We start from the raw sequence: 17707 nt of genomic DNA on the forward strand, positions 1-17707 counted from the left end.
CGTTTCGCCGGATCGTCCGGCTGCGGACGCGGGCCTGGCTGACGTGGGTGCGGACTCGGCGGTATCAACATCGGGGATTGTTACGGTCACACAGACATTTCATCATCAGCCACCGACAATCTATGCAGCCGCCGCTCCAGCTGCTCCGCAATGGCGTCGATCCGGTCGAAGTCTTCCTCGCCCGGTGCCCAGCGTGCTGCCATCAGGTCCACCCGCCATTTGCCTTCGCCGGTGCGCCGGAAAGCATCGTGGTTGCCGAGCAGGGGCGTCCCCTCCTGCAGGTAGTGGCGGAGGGCTTCGGCCTCGTGCCCTTCCGGACCCTGGCCGCTTGCTTTGAGGATGCGCCACCACGCGACCTGGCTGCCGTAGTGGCTCATGGCGTGGCCCACCTGCCGTGGACCGCCGGACCCCAGCAGCTCGGCCACATCACCGTAGGCCAGTGCGGTGCCGGGTGGAACCAGCTCGACCAGCGCGAGCACCGCCTCAATGTACTCAGTCCGCATACCTCAAGGTTACCGGCAGTGGCGTTGGCGGATCCTGTCGGTGCTGGCCGGTAGCGTTGAAGCATGACCTCCTGGAACACCCTCCCCCGCGCAGCCTTCGATCTCGAAACCACCGGACGGAATTCGCGTGCCGCGCGGATCGTCACGGCGTCGGTCACCGTGGTGGACCACAAGGGGGACGTCATCACCGAACACGAATGGCTGGCCGATCCCGGTGTCGAAATCCCTACCGACGCCAGCGATATCCACGGCATCACCACGGAGCAGGCCCGGCGTGAAGGACGGCCGGCCCATGAAGTCACCGGAGAGCTCGCAACTGTCCTGCAGGACCTGTTCGACGCCGGGATTCCGGTCATTGCCTTCAACGCCAGCTACGACTTCACCGTCCTGGCCGCCGAGTCCGCCCGCTACGGCGTCCGGCAGTTGAGCCGCTTCCCCGTCCTGGACCCGTTCATCATGAACAAGCAGGTGGACCGTTACCGCAAGGGTAAGCGCACATTGACCGCTTTGTGTGAGGAATACGGCATTACGCTGGACAATGCCCACACGTCGGCCGCGGACGCTTTGGCCACGCTCCGGATGCTGGATGCCATGGCCATCAAGTTCCCTAAGCTCAAGATGCCGGCCAGCCAGCTTCACGAACTGCAAAAGGACTGGGCTGTCAGCCAAGCGGCGGACTTCCAGAACTACCTGCGCAAGACTAAGCCCGCCGCCGTGATCGAAGGCGAATGGCCCGTCCTCCCCCCGGAAGACGCCAGCGGCGACTTCTAGCTGAGAGCTAACTCACAATTAGGGCGGAACCGCGGACTGCCGCCGTCGGAACCCTCAGATTCGGCCGCAAGGGCAGCATTCATTCATCAGATGTTCAGGAATAGTTTCATTCGTTCCTTTATTCGGCTAACCGCGCCTTGGAACATGACTTTATTCGTCTGGAAGCACTGAAAGCCGGAAATGAGAAGATTAAGTTCAGCGGTAATCCCGCCCGGCCGGCCGGCAGTTGGGAGCAAGGCGCCAGACGCCACACGCGCAGCCTTAGGCCCGGTTGAACTTATGACTCTGATGAAAGTGACTTCCTCATGAAGACCAAAGCCATGAAGTGGCTGACCAGCGTTCCCGTCGCGGTTGCCCTTGCTGTCTCGCTGGCCGCCTGCGGTAGCGGAACGGCCCAGCCGAGCGGCACGCCCACAGATGCCCTCGCCGGCAGCGACCAGCAGACGCTGGACAAGTACACCACCGCCGACGTCACGCCGTTGGACCAGATCGACAAGACCAAGCTGGGCCTCAACACCGAAGGCAAGCTGGAAGTTGGCACACTCTCCGACGCGCCGCCGAATATCTTCATCGACCCGGCCGGCAAGTTCACCGGCTACGACAACGAGCTGCTGCGCGCCGTTGCCGGAAAGCTTGGCCTCGAGGTTGAATTCGTAGCCACCGATTTCTCGGCGCTGCTCTCCCAGGTGCAGACGAAGCAGTTCGATGTGGGATCGTCCTCGATCTCCACAACAGACGCCCGCCGCGCCAACGTGGGCTTCACCAACGGCTACGACTTCGGCTTTATGGCTGTCGTTGCCAAGACCGACAGCGACGTCAAGGGCTTCGCAGACCTGGATGCCAATGTCCGCATCGGCGTTGTCCAGGGCACTGTCCAGGACGACTACGTCACCAACACCCTGAAGCTCGAGCCGGTCCGTTTCCCGGACTACGCCACCGTGTACGCCAACGTGCGCAACGGCCAGATCGATGCCTGGGTGGCACCCTCGCAGCAGGCCACCGGCCAGGTGAAGGACGGCGACGGAACTGTCATCGCCGAGTCTGTTGTGAACACCCAGAACTTCACCGCTTACGCCGTGAACAAAGACAACAAGGCTCTGATCGACGCTTTGAACTCCGGCCTTGATGCCGTAATTGCTGACGGCACCTGGTCCAAGCTGACCAAGGAATGGTACCCGGACCGCGAGGCCCCCGCCGACTGGAAGCCGGGAAGCAAAGCTGCTCCGGCTCCCCAGAGCTGATCTGGGCTTAACCGCTTATGGATCTCCTGGACCAGCTGGGTGAAACGTTTCTCAACTGGGAGGAAATGGCGAAAGTCGTTCCCTCCCTTCTCACGGTGGGCTTGCCCAACACCCTGATCCTTGCGTTGGCCTCGGGCATCCTCGGCTCCTTGTTGGGGCTACTGCTCGCGCTCATGGGCATTTCCCGGAATCCCGTGGCCCGCTGGGCAGCTCGGATCTACACCGACCTGTTCCGCGGCTTGCCCGCCATTCTGGTCATTCTGGTGATCGGTATTGGGCTGAGCCCCATTGCCCGGGAACTCACCGGTAACCGGAACCCCTATCCGCTCGGGATCCTGGCTCTGACGTTGATCGCCGGCGCCTACATCGGCGAGATCTTCCGTTCCGGTATCCAGAGCGTGGAGAAGGGCCAGTTGGAGGCCTCGCGCGCTTTGGGGTTCAGCTACGGCAAGTCCATGCGCCTGGTGGTGGTGCCACAGGGCATCCGCCGCGTGCTGCCTGCCTTGGTGAACCAGTTCATCTCGCTGCTGAAGGATTCCTCCCTGGTGTTTGTGCTGGGCCTGGCAGCCTCCGACCGCGAGATTTTCCGGATCGGTAACGATGCCATGGCCAACACGGGGAACCTTTCGCCGCTGGTGGCCGCCGGCGTTCTGTATCTGATCCTGACCGTGCCGCTGACACACTTCGTGAACTTCATCGACAACCGGCTCCGTACCGGCCGGCCGGAGAAGAAGGAACCGGACGAGCTGGCGGCACCTATCGGCAAGGGGGCACAGGCATGACGGAATTTACTTCCGGCACCCTGACCGGCAAGAACCTGCACCTTTCGTTCGGGCATAACCATGTGCTCCGCGGCATCGACCTCCACGTGGAGAAGGGCACTACGGCTTCGGTCATCGGCCCGTCCGGCTCCGGCAAGTCGACGCTCCTGCGGGTCATGAACCGGCTGATCGAACCGGACCAGGGCGACATCCTGCTGGATGGCCGGTCGGTCCTGAAAGACAACCCGGACGAGCTGCGCCAGCGGATCGGCATGGTGTTCCAGCAGTTCAACCTGTTCCCGCACAAGACCGTGCTGGACAACGTCTCGCTCGCGCTGCGGAAGCTCCGGAAGCTCTCCAACGAGCAGGCGCGCGCCGAAGCCCTGGAGCAGCTGGACCTGGTGGGCCTCAAGCACAAAGCTGATGCCCGCCCGGCCAACCTCTCCGGCGGCCAGCAGCAGCGCGTTGCAATCGCCCGTGCGTTGGCCATGAAGCCTGAGGTGATGTTCTTTGACGAGGCCACCTCAGCGCTCGACCCCGAGCTCGTGAAGGGCGTCCTGGCGCTGATGACCGACCTCGCCAAGGGCGGCATGACCATGGTGGTGGTGACCCACGAAATGGGCTTCTCCCGCAACGTCTCAGACACCGTCACGTTTATGGATGCCGGCGTCGTGGTCGAATCGGGTCCGCCGGAGCAGATCTTCACGGCGCCCGCAACGGACCGCCTGAAGGGCTTCCTTTCGGACGTGCTGTAGGCGCACCAACAGAAAATCCCCGTCTCCCGGACTTTTCCCCCACGCATGGTGCGGGGATTTGTCCGGGAGGCGGGGATTTTCTTGCTTCAGCCGTTGCGGGCGCCCGTCAACGGCCGACGGCGGCGCTAGGCTGTCGCGGCAGCTGCAGCCTTCGCGGCGGCCGGGAGGGCGTCAAAGATCCGGTTCATCGCGGCGTCGTCGTGGGCGGCCGAGAGGAACCAGGCCTCAAAGACCGACGGCGGCAGGTAAACGCCGGATTCCAGCATGGAGTGGAAGAACGGCGCGTACCGGAAGGTTTCCTGGGCCTGGGCGTCAGCATAGTTGTGGACGCCGTTCGCGGACGTGCCGAACGCCACGGAGAAGAGGTTCCCGGCGAACTGGACGGAATGGTCCACCCCGGCACTGCCCAGGGCCGCGGACAGTGCCGAGGAGAGCTCCAGCGAGCGGGCGTCCACAAATGAGTAGACGTCGCGGGTGGCGTGCGTCAGGGTGGCTACGCCGGCTGCCATGGCCACGGGGTTCCCGGACAGCGTTCCGGCCTGGTACACCGGGCCGAGGGGCGCGAGGTAGTCCATAACGTCGGCACGCCCGCCGAGGGCCGCCGTCGGCATTCCGCCGCCGATGACTTTTCCGAAGGTGAGCAGGTCAGGGGTCCACGGGTCCATTGCGTCAGCAGCGCCGCCGGTGAGCCCCCAGTAGCCGGAGTAGCCGGTACGGAAGCCGGTGAGCACTTCGTCCAGAATCAGCAGGGCGCCGTGCTCGCGGGTGATGCGGGACAGTCCCAGGTTGAAGCCCTCCCCCGGTGTCACTACGCCCATGTTGGCGGGGGCGGCTTCGGTGATGACGGCCGCGATGTTGGGCCCGTGCGCGGCAAAGGCGGCTTCGACGGCGGCGAGGTCGTTGTAGGGCAGGACCAGCGTTTCGGCGGCAGTGGCTTCGGTGACGCCGGCCGAGCCCGGCAGCGCCAGGGTGGCAACACCCGACCCTGCAGCGGCGAGAAGCCCGTCCAGGTGGCCGTGGTAGCAGCCGGCGAACTTGATGATGAGGTTCCGGCCGGTGAAGCCTCGGGCCAGTCGGACTGCCGTCATGGTGGCCTCGGTGCCGGTGGAGACCATACGGACGCGTTCGGCGGCCGGCACACGCTCCCGGACGATGGCTGCCAGGTTGGCCTCGTCCGGCGTGGAGGCTCCGAACGAGAGGCCGCGGTCAACCGCTGCGTGGACGGCCGCCAGGACGGCCGGGTGGGCGTGCCCCAGCAGCGCCGGGCCCCAGGAGCAGACCAAGTCGACGTATTCTTTGCCGTCGGCGTCGGTCAGGTAAGGACCCTGGGCCGAAACCATGAACCGCGGGGTTCCACCCACCGAGCCGAAGGCACGGACGGGTGAGTTGACGCCGCCGGGCATCAGGGTCTGGGCACGGGCGAAGAGGGCTTCGGAACGAGTCATGCCCCTATTCTTCCATCCTGTGCGGTGGCATCCGGCGCCACGCCACCCGCGGGCGCCGGATACCGTGGCCGCCTGGCTCAGCGGTTCGCGTGCATGTCCGCAAGCTTGTCTGCGACGAGTGGCGCCACCTTGGAACCGAACAGTTCGATGGAGCGCATCATCTGCTCGTGGGGCAGCGTGCCGCTGCTGTACTTCATCTCGAAGCGGTCCGCACCGAGGGTGCCCTTGAGCCGGGCCACCTTCGCCGCCACGGTCTCCGGGGAACCAACGAACAGGGCACCGTCCTCGTCCGCCGCGGCTTCGTACTCGCCGCGCCCGGCCGGTCCCCAGCCGCGCTCCGCGCCGATCTTGTTCCGGGTGGCGAGCCAGTGCGGGTAGTACTCCTCGAGGGCCTGCTCGTCAGTCTCGGCCACATAGCCGGGCGAATGCACGGAGAGTGCCTGCGGTTCCTTACCGGCTTCGGCCAGGGTGCGGCGGTAGAGGTCGGCGTAGGGACGGAAGCGCTCGGGCTCGCCGCCGATGATGGCCAGGACCATCGGGTAGCCGTAGGTTGCCGTGCGGACCACGGACTGGGGTGATCCGCCCACGCCGATCCACGTGGGAAGCAGTCGGCCTTCCACGTGCGGATAGACCATCTGGCCCCGAAGCGATGCCCGGGTCCGGCCGTCCCAGTTCACCGGGTTCTGGGACCTCACCCGGTCGTAGATGTCCAGCTTCTCCTCGAAGAGGGCGTCGTAGTCGCCTAGGTCGTAGCCAAAGAGCGGGAAGGATTCGGTGAACGAACCCCTGCCCAGGATCACTTCGGCGCGGCCGTTGGAGACGGCGTCGAGGGTGGCGAAGCGCTGGAAGACGCGGATGGGATCGTCCGAGCTCAGGACCGTGACCGCACTGCCGAGCCGGATGTTTTCCGTGGCCGTGGCGATGGCTGCGAGCACCACGTCCGGCGCGCTGACGGCGAAGTCCCTGCGGTGGTGCTCCCCCACGCCGAAGGAGTGCAGTCCGACGGCGTCGGCCACCTTGGCCTGTTCCACCACCTGGCGCAGCACCTCCGCGTGGTGCTTGGGTGCGCCGTCGGCAGCCAGGTCGACGTCGCCGAAGGTACTGACGCCCAGCAGGATGGTGTCCGCGGGGACGGGGGCGGTGGGATTTCCCGGGGTTGACGGAGCGGTTACGGAAGGCTCGTTATTTTCATGCATACGCATACAAACCACGGAGCATCCGGAAACATTCCCTGCCGTCTCAGGATTCGCGAAGCCAGCCGGCGACTTCGGAGGCCCAGTAGGTCAGCACGGTGTTGGCGCCGGCCCGTTTGATGCCGAGGATGGATTCCGTGATGGCACCCCGCCGGTCGATCCAGCCGTTGGCGGCGGCGGCCTCGATCATCGCGTATTCACCCGAGATCTGGTAGGCCGAGACCGGCACGGGGCTCATGGCGGCGACGTCGGCCAGGATATCCAGGTAGCTCATGGCTGGCTTCACCATGACCATGTCTGCGCCTTCCTCGAGGTCCAGTTCCACCTCGAGGAGGGCTTCGCGGCGGTTGGCGGCGTCCATCTGGTAGGTGCGGCGGTCGCCCTTGAGCTGCGAATCCACGGCTTCCCGGAACGGGCCGTAGAAGGCGGAGGCGTACTTGGCCGCGTAGGCCAGGATGACGGTGTTTTTGTGGCCGGATTCCTCAAGGGCCTGGCGGATGACGGCGATCTGGCCATCCATCATGCCGGAAGGCCCCAGGACGTGGGCACCGGCGTCGGCCTGGGCCACGGCCATCTGGCCGTAGATTTCCAGCGTGGCATCGTTGTCCACATAACCGTCGGCATCCAGGACGCCGCAGTGGCCGTGGTCCGTGAATTCGTCCAGGCAGACGTCGCCCATGATGACCAGGTCATCGCCCACCTCGGCGCGGACGTCACGGATGGCCTTGTTGAGCACGCCGTCCGGATCCAGGGACGCGGTGCCGCGGGCATCACGCACTGCGGGAACGCCGAACAGCATGATGCCGCCCACACCAAGTTCCACGGCTTCCGCTGCGGCACGCTTGAGCGAATCGGTGGTGTGCTGCACAACCCCGGGCATGGAGGAAATGGGCAACGGTTCGCTGAGGCCTTCGCGGATGAACGCGGGCAGGATCAGGTCCGCCGGAGCCAGGCGGTATTCGGCCGTGAGCCGGCGCATGGCGGGCGTGGTGCGGAGGCGGCGCGGGCGGTGGTTCGGAAAGCTCATCGGGTGTTCCCTTCGTTGGCAAATACGGTGCCCAGTGCGACCACTATGCCGTCCGGGGTGGGGACTTGGGCGGTGGCTGCCACCGGGATGCCGAGGGCGGCAGCCTCCGCCGCCGTCGGCCGTCCGATGGCGACGAAACGGCATCGGCCCAGCGGCAGGAGGGTCGCGGCAATGCGCCGCGCGGCGCTCGGCGAGGCTGCTACGACGGCGTCGAGCGTCCCGGCGTCGAGCTCCCTGCGGGTCTGCGACTGACTGAGCTCGCGGGGAGCGCCAGGGTGGGAGACCCCGACGGCGGACGGCAGTTCCGCCTCCAGGCGGAGTTCCGGCCGGGCCGGGTAATCCACGGTGCGGTAGGCCACAACAGCAGTGACGTCGGCCCCCTTGGCTGCCAGACCATCGCGCAGGGCAACCGCAGCGATGTCCGCCTGTGGCAACAGCACGCGCGCCGGGGCGGCGCTCCAGAGGTCCACAAGCCCTTCGGCGGACTGGATGTCCACCGGGGCGAGGGCCACGGGGATGCCGGCGGCCTCGAGGATCCGCCGGGAGGACGGCCCGATCGTGGCCACGTGCGTTCCCGCCGGCACCAGGGCAGCCGGCGTGGTCCCGCGCTCGGCCGCCTTTTCCACGAGCATCCGCACCGTGGTGATGCTGCTGACCACCAGCCAGTCGAAGCCACCGGCGGCCAGGGTATCCAGGGCGGAATCGAGAGCCGGCTGGTCCGTGGCCCGTTCAAAGTCGATGAGCGGCAGGACCAGCGGTTCGGCCCCCAGGCTGCCGAGCAGCGCGGCCAGAGGGCCGGCACGGTCGGCGCTCCGGGTGATCAGGACGCGCCGGCCGCCGAGGCTGCCTGCCGGTGGATCAGGATGCGGCAAGGTCCGCGATCTCCGCGGCGCCGGCAGCGAGCAGGAGCTCGGCCACCTCGATGCCGAGCAGCGTGGCACCGACTTCAGTGAGACCGTCCGTTGCCTTCTTTTCGCGCACCGTCTTGGTGCCGTCCACGGCGCATACAGCCGCCTCGAGGTACAGCATGCTGCCCTTGCGGTAGGCGAAGGCACCCACGGGGGCGGCGCAGCCGGCCTCGAGGCGGGCCAGCACGGCACGCTCCGCAGTCACGGCGAGGCGGGTGTCCTCATCGTTGAGTGCTGCCAGTGCCTGCGCCAAAACGCCTTGCGACGCTTCGGTGGAGCCTGCCTTGCGGGGGGCGTCGGCGCTCCGGCATTCGATGGCCAGCGAACCCTGCCCCGGCGCCGGCAGCATCACGTCCATCTCGAAGAATTCGCTGACGACGTCCAGGCGGCCGATGCGTTCCAGCCCAGCGGCGGCCAGCACGACGGCGTCGAGGTCCCCTGGCGCGCCGGCCGCGTTTCCGGGCAGGCCGGGCACGCGGCCCAGGCGGGTATCAACGTTGCCGCGGATGTCCTGCACGTCCAGGTCAGGGCGTGCGGCCCGCAGCTGGGCAGCGCGGCGCGGCGAGCCGGTGCCCACCGTGGCGCCCTGCGGCAGGTCAGCCAGCTTGAGGCCGTCGCGTGCGCACAGGACATCCCGCGCATCGGCACGCTTGGGCGTTGCGGCGATCGTGAGGCCCAAGGCGGCGCCCGTCGGGAGGTCCTTGAGCGAGTGCACAGCGACATCGCAGGTGTCCTGCAGCAGGGCATCTCGCAACGCGGCGACAAACACCCCGGTGCCGCCCATCTGGGACAGCGATCCTGTCTTGACGTCGCCTTCAGTGGTGATGTGCACCAGCTCCACCGGGAAGCCTCCGACGGCGGCCAGCTGGTCCGCCGTCTGCTGCGTCTGCGTCAGGGCGAGCTTGCTGGCCCTGGTTCCGATCCGTACGGTCACTGCGTTCCTACTCCCCCGGCAGCGCCCGCAGACGCGGCCGGATATGCGTCATGTCCGGTGCCGACGGTGGTATCAGCTCCGGCGATGGTGGGCTTCTCGCCGCGGAAATTCGCGCAGCAGCCCGGCCGGCAGACGTCGTACCAGGGGCCCAGGCCGGTCACGGCGGGCCGGTCGCCGATGTTGTTGGCGAGCGTCCGTTCCGAGATGAGGTCCACGATGCCGTGCACAAACTTCCGGTGCGTGCCCGGCGTAGGCACGCGCGTGGCAGCCAGGCCGAGGTTGCGGCAGGTCTCCAGGGCTTCGGTGTCCAGGTCCCAGACAACTTCCATGTGGTCGCTGACGAAGCCCAGCGGGACGATGACGATGCCTTTGATGCCCTGGCCAGCCAGGTCGGCGATGGCGTCATTAATGTCAGGTTCGAGCCACGGGACGTGAGGCGCGCCCGAGCGGGACTGGTAAACGAGGGACCAGGGGGCGGTCAGGCCTGATTCGGCCTGCACGCGGCTAATGACGGCTGCGCCGGTGGCCAGGTGCTGGGCCACGTAGGCGGAACCTTCCTCGAACTCGCGCGGCTCGTCCCCGGACCGTCCGGCGGCCTCGGCATCCCGGGTAGGGATGGAGTGGGTGGCAAAAAGGATGTGCACGGGGGCGTCCGGTGTTCCCGCGGCAGCGAGCTGCGCCCGCACATCCGCCAGCCCGGCTGCGGTTCCTTCAATGAAGGGCTCCGCAAAGCCCGGGTGGTCGAAGTACTGCCGGACCTTGTCCACCTCAAGCCGGCCGTCCAGCCCCGACTCCGTCAGGGCGATGCCGATGTCTTCGCGGTACTGGCGGCAGCTGGAGTAACAGGAGTAGGCACTCGTGGTGACCATCAGCAGTTTGCGGTGGCCGGCGTCGTACGCGGCCTGCAGTGTCTGCGGAATGTAGGGGTCCCAGTTGCGGTTGCCCCACAGCACCGGAAGCTCTATGCCGCGGGCCGAGAGCTCCGCTTCGAGGGCAGCCTTGAGCTCGCGGTTTTGCTGGTTGATGGGGCTGATGCCGCCGTTGGCCCGATAGTGGTGGGAAACCTCTTCGAGCCGCTCGTCCGGGATGCCTCGGCCGCGGGTGACATTGCGCAGGAACGGGATAACGTCGTCCTGGCCCTCGGGCCCGCCAAAGGAGGCCAGCAGGACGCCGTCATAGTTTTTGGGCGCCATCCGGCCGGCTTCGGTGACCGGGTTGATTCCAGTGGGCACGGCGCCCGCCGCGGGCTCGGGCTGGGTCATGCGAGGACCTCGGCGACCGCTGCAGCGGTGATGCGGCGGCCGGTGTAGAACGGGATTTCCTCCCGTACGTGGTTGCGTGCTTCGGTGGCGCGAAGGTGGCGCATCAGGTCCACGAGGTCCACCAGTTCGGGGGCTTCCAGTCCCAGGATCCACTCCCAGTCACCCAGGGCGAAGGAGGACACCGTGTTGGAGATGACCTGCGGGAACTCCCGGCCCAGCAGGCCGTGGTCACGCAACATCTTGCCGCGTTCCTCGTCGGGCAGGATGTACCACTCATAGGAGCGTACAAACGGGTAGACGCAGAGCCACTCGGCCGGGGCCACACCGCGTGAATAGGCGGGGGTGTGGTTCTTGGCGAACTCGGCTTCCCGGTGGACGCCCATCGCGGACCAGACAATCTCGGTGCCGGCGAAAAGGGTGCTGCGGCGGATGTCGCGGATGGCCTGCTGCAGCGCTTCGGGCTTCGGGCCGTGGAGCCACACCATAACATCGGCGTCGGCGCGCATAGCGGAGACGTCGTAGCTGCCGCGGTGCGTCACGCCGGCTTCGGCCAGGCGGACCAGCAGGGCATCGAAATCGGCAGCAGCGTCAGCGCTGCGCACGAGTTCCTCAGACCGCTTGAACACAGTCCAGAGAGTGAAGAACTGCTCGGCTGATTCTTCGGTTTTAGTGACAGATTCGGCAGAAGTGTGGCTCATGGTTACCAGTTTGCCCCTTCCCTACCGCCAAGTCGAAACCGGGCGACTTCTACAAGACGTAGAAGTGCTGAAGGTCACAGGTTCGGTCCACTGTGGGTCTTGAGTCGATTCGGCACTGAGGTCAGATCCGGCGGATCCGGGCAAAGAGGAGTCCGGCAGCTCCGGCAGACCCCACCAGTCCCACGCCAAGCCAGACCTTCGCAGGTTCGGCCGCCGCAGCTGCTGCCGTGGCCGACGCCATGTTGTCCCGGCTGGCGGGCGCGTTTCCGCGGCGCCCCGGTCCCGAAACAGGGGTGGCGTTGGTGCTGTGGGAACCCTGCGTGGGCTGGTCCGCAGCAGGATCGCCGTCCTGGCCTGCATCCTGGCCGTCCTCCAGCGTCCCGCCGGCGGGGGCACCGGACTGGCCGTTCGGCTGCGTGCCTGCCGGTGAACCGGAGGCATCCGGGGACGTGCTGAGCGGCGCAGGAGCGCTCGACGGCGGGACGGCACCTTGGGGAGCCGTGCTCTGTGGTGCTGTGCCCTCGGGTGTAGGGCTGGCGGACGTCGTCGGCGCGGACGTCGGGGCTGGAGAAGGAGTCGCCGTGGACGTCGGAGTGGAAGAGGTTGAGGGAGTCGGTGCGGGTGCGGCTGTGGAACGTCCACCGGATCGGCCCAAGAGGCCGTTCAGAAGACCGTTAACCCCGTCGGCGTCTGCGTCGACAGTAACGTCGGCGGCACCGGTGGGATCAGCACTGCCATCGGCTGCCTGGGATGCCGGTACGCCGGCGGACAGGACCAGTACCGCTCCGACGGCAGCCGCTGCAGCGCCACGCCGGAGTCGCCCATGGATACTGGTCCGGGAACGGGAAAATTCGGACCTGTAGATAACCATAGTTATCGACCCTAGCCACATCAGGGGGTGGATTGAAAACCGGAAACCGCACCCCGGAGTGGTCCCGTCCAGGCCCATATTCCACTGAACAGGGGCGATGGTCAGCTGACCAGGCTGTGAATTTCTTTCCGCGTATCGGCCACCACGGCGGCGAGTCCGTTGCCGGCCACCCATCCGCCCACAATGCCGAGGCCGGACTCTGCCGCGCAGAGCTTCCTGACCTCGGCCACCCGGGCTTTGTGTCCGACGGCAGCAAACGGCAGGGCCCCTTGCCACCTGACAACATCCCAGCCGACAACGTCGGTCCCCTGCACCGGGACGCCCAGCAGGGCCGAAGCGTCATGCAGGGCGGCAGCCAGGAGCTCCGCGTCGAGGGCTGGGGCGGCGTTGCGGGTCCCGGTCGAGTTTTCCAAGGCTTCCAGGCGACCGTAGGAGAGCCGCAGCACGTGTGTTCCGGGACCTGCCGCAGCGGCCAGCCAGTCCCACTTCGCGGTTGCGTGCGTGAGGGCTTTTGCCTGGATACCGGGCGTCTGGGGAGCTACCAGGACCCCGGTGCCCCGCGGCCTGCGGTCCAGTTCGGGCAGGTCCACTACCAGGGTGACGAGCCGGACGTCGGGACCGCTTTCCGGGCTCCAGCCGGCGAGTGCGGGCAGGGCTTCCTGAAGTAGCCCCACGGCTGCCGGGCCGGGAAGCGCCACCACCAGCACGCCGCCGTCGTACGTTGTGTCACCGGCGGTGACACGCCATCCGTCCGGCGTCCTTTCGACGGCGTCCGCGGCTGTTCCACTCATCAGGCTGACCCCACGGCTGCGGAGATCACTGACCAGGGCCACCACCAGGGTGTGCATCCCGCCCTCCAGGCCGGCGACGGCGGAACCCGCCTTCGCGGTGGATGGCTGGGGCGAACCGCGCCGCTGGGCGGCCACTGCGGCGGCGAGGGAACCGTGCTCGCGGATTCCGGCACGGAGGCCTGGGGTCACCGTGTCCACGTCCAGGAGGCCGGGGTCCGCGGAGTGCACGCCGCCCACCACCGGGGCCACAAGGCGGTCCAACACCCGGCGGCCCATCCGGGCCCGAACCAACGCCGACACGCTGGTGACCTCCGCTGTCGCGCCGATCGAAGCCGGCAGGTACTTGTCCAAGGACGCCCGGAGCGAGCCCACAAATCCCAACGACCGTCTGACCTCCGGGTCCCAGGGGTTGGCGGGAATCCCCAGGACTCCGGTCTTGGGCAGTTCGCGCGGGCCGTCCGGAAGCTGCACCCAGGCACCGCCCGGGCGGGGCGCCACAACGTTGCCGCCGAGTCCAAGTTCATCAGCAAGCTCAGCCACGGCTGAGGAGCGCGTAGCGAAGGACTCTGCTCCGCTGTCCAGGGTGAGGCCGGCCACCACGTGGCTGCCCACGCAGCCGCCCCAGGATGCGGTGGCCTCCAGGACGGTCACTGTAAGTCCGGCAGCCGCCAACTCCCGCGCGGCCAGCAGGCCGGAGATGCCGCCGCCCAGGACGAGGGCGGCCTGGTTCGGCATCAAGGAGCTGCCCATGGTCCTACTCCGGGGAAATGGAGTGGATGAGTTCTACAACCCGGGTCAGGACCGTGGGGTCCGTTTCGGGCGGTACGCCGTGGCCGAGGTTGAGCACGTGGCCGGGCGCGGAGGCTCCAGCCGCAATGACCGCACGCACGTGGGCTTCGAGCACGTCCCACGGCGCCGACAGCAGCGCGGGGTCGATGTTTCCCTGCAGCGGCACAGTTCCGCCCAGGCGCCGGTTGGCCTCATCCAGCGGAAGGCGGTAGTCCACGCCCACCACGTCCACGCCCACGTCGCGCATCGCAACGAGGAGCTCGGAGGTTCCGGTACCAAAATGGATCAGCGGTGCGCCGAGGTGGCGGACGTGGTCCAGCGCGCGGGCCGAGGCCGGTGCGACGAACTTGGTGTAGTCGGCCAGGCCCAGTGATCCTGCCCAGGAGTCAAACAGCTGTCCGGCGGAGGCGCCGGCCTCCAGCTGGGCGCGGAGGAACATTCCCGAGGCGTCGGCGGCCCAGTTTGCCAGTGCTGTCCAGGTTTCCGGGTCCGCGTGCATCATGGTGCGCGGGCCCAGGTGGTCACGGGACGGCTTGCCCTCCACCATGTACGCGGCGAGAGTGAACGGCGCACCGGCGAAGCCGATCAGCGGGGTCTTACCCAGCTCGGCGACGGTCAGCCGCACGGCTTCGCGGATCGGTTCCAGGGCTTCCCAGGTCAGCTGCGGCAGGGCGGCAACGTCTTCAGCCGTGCGCACCGGCTTGTCCAGCACGGGGCCCACACCCGGCACAATGTCCACGCCGACGCCGGCGAGCTTCAGCGGAATGACGATGTCGGAGAAGAATATGGCAGCGTCCACGTCATGGCGCCGGACGGGCTGCAGCGTGATTTCGGCCGCGAGCTCCGGCCGCAGGCAGGAATCCAGCATGGCCACGCCTTCGCGCACCTTCAGGTATTCCGGCAGCGAGCGCCCGGCCTGGCGCATGAACCACACCGGCCGCCGCGACGGCTTGCCGCCACGGTAGGCGGTGATGAGCGGCGAATCTGCGGTGCGGCCGTCCATCAGCGGATGGCCGGCAGCAAGGGCACCGGCAGCAGACACGGCATTGGACACGGCGGAGCTGGAAGTCATGCCTTTGATTGTGCCCAAAATCGGCCCTAAAAGATAACGACAGCCTGTCACCTGAAGCCGCACCGGCCGCACCGGGGCAGGAATCACGGCCCTCCACCGCCTGTTGCCGTTTGGCGGGTTGTTCTACCGGGCAACGAAAAAGCTATGATTGATCTGCTGTGGTTCTTTTTTCATTGGTGGCTACACACGCCGACATCGACCTTGAGACCGTTGCTCAACTGAGCAACGGTGCTTCCGGTATCGCCACATCCGCACTCTCCGGATCGCCGGCAGTGACGGGTGCGGTGGTGCTTGCCACCTGCAACCGGTACGAAATCTACGGTGAAGCGCCCCACGCTGACGATGTTGAGGCTGCCCGGGCGGCCCTCGTGTCCGAGATCAGCGGCCTCAGCGGACTCAACGAACAGCTCGTGTCCCGCTCCTTCAGCACACGCACCGGCCCCGAAGTCAGCCAGCACCTTTTTGCCGTCAGCGCCGGACTGGACTCCGCCGTCGTGGGTGAACGTGAAATCGCCGGCCAGGTCCGCCGCGCACTCATCACTGCCCAGCACGAGGGCACGGCCAGCTCCGGCCTGGTCCGCCTCTTCCAGGCCGCCTCCAAGACGGCCAAGGATGTCGGAGCACAGACCGCCCTCGGTTCCCGAGGCCTTTCCATCGTTTCAGTGGCACTGGATCTGGCCACCGATCTTTCCGAAAGCCCCGACTGGTCAACGAAGAAGGCGGTGGTGTTCGGCACCGGCGCCTATGCCGGCGCCACGATGGCGCTGCTCCGTGAACGGGGCTGCACCGACATCTCCGTGTTCTCCTCGTCGGGACGCGCCGAAGCGTTCGTCGCCACCCGCGGCGGAACAGCGCTGGACAGCGAATCCCTGCCGGTAGCCGTAGCTGCCTCCGACGTCATGATCGGCTGCAGCGGCTCCGACACCCGGGTCGAGGCCGGCGAACTTGCCGCGATCCGCGCGGGCTCTCCCCAGCCGCTGATCGCGATCGACCTCGCCCTCACCCATGACTTTGACCCCGAAGTCGGCCAGCTCGACGGCGTTGAGCTGCTCACGCTCGAATCCGTGCGTTTGGCGGCACCCCAGGAACAGGCCGAGTCCCTCACCCAGGCCAGCGGCATTGTGTCCGGCGCGGCCCAGGCCTTCGAACAGGAACGGGAAGCCCGCTCGGTGGATTCCGCCATCGTGGCGCTCCGCCGGCACACCATGAACGTCCTGGACGCGGAGATGGAGCGCGTCCGTGCCCGCCACGGCTGCACGGCCGCCGCCGAGGAAGTGGAGTTCGCCCTCCGCCGGATGGTCAAGCAGCTGCTGCACGTGCCCACCGTCCGTGCCCGTGAGCTCGCAGCCAACGGCCAGCAGGACGACTACGTGTCGGCGCTCGAAACCCTCTACGGCATCACCGTGGAGCAGCCGGCCACAGCAGCGCAGGCGGAGTGCCCCGTGGACCACCGGGGCCTCGAAACCGCCTGACCTACCCGTCTAATAGACCGGCTTCTGCGGTTCCACGTCGCGCACCCAGGCCAGGATTCCGCCGTCGAGATGGCTGACCCGCTGGTAGCCTGCCTTCCGCGCAGCCTCCAGCACGTTGGCTGACCGAGTGCCCGCCTTGCAGTGGAACACAATGTCCTTGTCCTGCGGGAGTTCCGCCCAGGCCTCCCCCGCGAGGATCCTGCCCTGCGGGATCAGTACCGAGCCGTCGATGCTCACGATGTCGTGTTCGCCTGTTTCCCTGACGTCCACCAGCTCGAAGTCCTTCAGGCCTGCCTTCCGGGAAGCCAGCATGGTGGCCAGCTGGGTTGCCGTCACCGTGTGCTCCGTGTCTGCAGAGGCGGCAGGTGTTATGCCGCAGAAAGCTTCGTAGTCCGTCAGTTCCGTAATGGGTTCCGCCGCCGGGTCCTTGGACACGCGGATCTCGCGCCAGCTGCCGCCCAGGGCATCAAACAGTGCCACCCGGCCCAGGAGTGAACGCCCGACGCCGGTGATCAGCTTGACTGCCTCGGTCACCATGAGTGACCCCACAGCAGCACAGAGCATGCCGAAGACGCCGCCCTCGCCGCAGGAGGGCACGGATCCGGCCGGCGGGGCCTCGGGATAAAGGTCCCGGTAAGTGGGTCCGTACTTTTCCCAGAACACGCTCACTTGGCCGTCGAAGCGGAAGATCGATCCCCACACATAGGGCTTGCCGAGGACGGCAGCGGCATCGTTGACCAGGTAGCGGGTGGCGAAGTTGTCCGCCCCGTCCAGGATCAGGTCGTAGCCCGCGAACAGCTCCAGCGCGTTGGTGGCATCCAGCCTGACGTTGTGCAGCCGGACCTCCACGAGCGGGTTCAGGGCCGCGATGGCGTCCTGCGCGGATTCGATCTTGGGCCGTCCTACGTCGGCGACGCCGTGTATCACCTGGCGCTGCAGGTTGCTGAGGTCAACGGCGTCGTCGTCGATGATTCCCAGGGTCCCCACGCCTGCTGCTGCCAGGTAGAGCAGTGCGGGCGAACCCAGTCCCCCGGCCCCGATGACCAGCACCTTGGCGTTCTTCAGCCGCCGCTGCCCCACCGCTCCGATTTCGGGAATGATGAGGTGCCGCGAGTAGCGTTCCACCTCGGCCGGCGTCAGTTCACCGGCGGGCTCCACCAGCGGCTTAAGCGATACAGAGGAATCATTTGCGGTCAAAGTCGAAGCCATACTTC

General features: G+C 67.1%; 17 protein-coding genes. 5 read left to right on the forward strand and 12 right to left on the reverse strand.

The annotated features are described in order from the left end of the window. Window positions 1-86 precede the first annotated feature (86 nt). The gene (locus NG696_RS20285; RefSeq protein ID WP_252567348.1) at window positions 87-503 is read right to left on the reverse strand and encodes an MGMT family protein; all 417 of its coding nucleotides are present in this window, start codon (window positions 501-503) and stop codon (window positions 87-89) included. A gap of 63 nt (window positions 504-566) precedes the next feature. Between NG696_RS20285 and NG696_RS20290 the strand changes: the two genes are divergently transcribed. From NG696_RS20290 to NG696_RS20305, 4 genes are all read left to right on the forward strand, one after another. Continuing rightward, complete coding sequence (locus NG696_RS20290) at window positions 567-1274, forward strand: 3'-5' exonuclease (protein WP_252567350.1); 708 nt, start codon at window positions 567-569, stop codon at window positions 1272-1274. Between the two features lie 305 nt (window positions 1275-1579). Beyond that, complete coding sequence (locus NG696_RS20295) at window positions 1580-2515, forward strand: ABC transporter substrate-binding protein (RefSeq protein WP_252567352.1); 936 nt, start codon at window positions 1580-1582, stop codon at window positions 2513-2515. Between the two features lie 17 nt (window positions 2516-2532). Further along, window positions 2533-3297: an amino acid ABC transporter permease gene (locus NG696_RS20300; protein ID WP_056343886.1), complete on the forward strand. Its 765-nt coding sequence runs from the start codon at window positions 2533-2535 to the stop codon at window positions 3295-3297. Next, window positions 3294-4031: an amino acid ABC transporter ATP-binding protein gene (locus tag NG696_RS20305; protein WP_252567354.1), complete on the forward strand. Its 738-nt coding sequence runs from the start codon at window positions 3294-3296 to the stop codon at window positions 4029-4031. The genes NG696_RS20300 and NG696_RS20305 overlap by 4 nt, the downstream gene beginning before the upstream one ends. Before the next feature lie 125 nt (window positions 4032-4156). Here NG696_RS20305 and hemL read toward each other — a convergent pair whose 3' ends face one another. The 10 genes from hemL to hemE all read right to left on the reverse strand — a co-directional run bounded on the left by hemL (window position 4157) and on the right by hemE (window position 15021). Then, entirely contained in the window at window positions 4157-5476 is a 1320-nt protein-coding gene (gene hemL, locus NG696_RS20310) for a glutamate-1-semialdehyde 2,1-aminomutase (protein WP_252576555.1), read from the reverse strand. A gap of 77 nt (window positions 5477-5553) precedes the next feature. Beyond that, complete coding sequence (locus tag NG696_RS20315) at window positions 5554-6672, reverse strand: LLM class flavin-dependent oxidoreductase (protein WP_252576556.1); 1119 nt, start codon at window positions 6670-6672, stop codon at window positions 5554-5556. 43 nt (window positions 6673-6715) lie between these two features. After that, on the reverse strand, window positions 6716-7696 hold the full coding sequence (gene hemB / locus NG696_RS20320; RefSeq protein ID WP_252567361.1) for a porphobilinogen synthase: 981 nt from the start codon (window positions 7694-7696) through the stop codon (window positions 6716-6718). Then, entirely contained in the window at window positions 7693-8568 is an 876-nt protein-coding gene (locus NG696_RS20325; RefSeq protein WP_252567363.1) for a uroporphyrinogen-III synthase, read from the reverse strand. The genes hemB and NG696_RS20325 overlap by 4 nt, the downstream gene beginning before the upstream one ends. Further along, window positions 8555-9538, reverse strand: coding sequence for a hydroxymethylbilane synthase (gene hemC, locus NG696_RS20330; protein WP_252567365.1), 984 nt, complete (start codon window positions 9536-9538; stop codon window positions 8555-8557). Before hemC ends, NG696_RS20325 begins: the two co-directional genes overlap by 14 nt. Next, window positions 9535-10800 carry a ferrochelatase gene (locus NG696_RS20335; RefSeq protein ID WP_252567367.1) on the reverse strand — a complete coding sequence of 422 codons (1266 nt, stop codon included), beginning with the start codon at window positions 10798-10800 and terminating at the stop codon, window positions 9535-9537. Before NG696_RS20335 ends, hemC begins: the two co-directional genes overlap by 4 nt. Then, a complete protein-coding gene (gene hemQ, locus NG696_RS20340; RefSeq protein WP_252567369.1) occupies window positions 10797-11498 on the reverse strand; it encodes a hydrogen peroxide-dependent heme synthase in 702 nt (233 codons plus the stop codon). The genes NG696_RS20335 and hemQ overlap by 4 nt, the downstream gene beginning before the upstream one ends. A 121-nt stretch (window positions 11499-11619) precedes the next feature. Further along, window positions 11620-12369 (reverse strand): hypothetical protein, encoded by a 750-nt coding sequence (locus NG696_RS20345; protein ID WP_252576557.1) that lies wholly within the window; start codon window positions 12367-12369, stop codon window positions 11620-11622. A 101-nt stretch (window positions 12370-12470) separates the two neighbouring features. After that, window positions 12471-13910: a protoporphyrinogen oxidase gene (gene hemG, locus NG696_RS20350; RefSeq protein WP_252576558.1), complete on the reverse strand. Its 1440-nt coding sequence runs from the start codon at window positions 13908-13910 to the stop codon at window positions 12471-12473. A gap of 4 nt (window positions 13911-13914) precedes the next feature. Beyond that, complete coding sequence (gene hemE, locus NG696_RS20355) at window positions 13915-15021, reverse strand: uroporphyrinogen decarboxylase (protein ID WP_252567375.1); 1107 nt, start codon at window positions 15019-15021, stop codon at window positions 13915-13917. Between the two features lie 158 nt (window positions 15022-15179). Between hemE and NG696_RS20360 the strand changes: the two genes are divergently transcribed. Next, complete coding sequence (locus NG696_RS20360) at window positions 15180-16493, forward strand: glutamyl-tRNA reductase (RefSeq protein ID WP_252576559.1); 1314 nt, start codon at window positions 15180-15182, stop codon at window positions 16491-16493. Between the two features lie 9 nt (window positions 16494-16502). Here the strand turns inward: NG696_RS20360 and moeB are convergent, their stop codons facing one another. Beyond that, on the reverse strand, window positions 16503-17702 hold the full coding sequence (moeB, locus tag NG696_RS20365) for a molybdopterin-synthase adenylyltransferase MoeB (RefSeq protein WP_252576560.1): 1200 nt from the start codon (window positions 17700-17702) through the stop codon (window positions 16503-16505). Window positions 17703-17707 lie beyond the last annotated feature (5 nt).

This window comes from Pseudarthrobacter cellobiosi, from assembly GCF_023913755.1.
GTDB classification, from domain to species: domain Bacteria; phylum Actinomycetota; class Actinomycetes; order Actinomycetales; family Micrococcaceae; genus Arthrobacter; species Arthrobacter cellobiosi.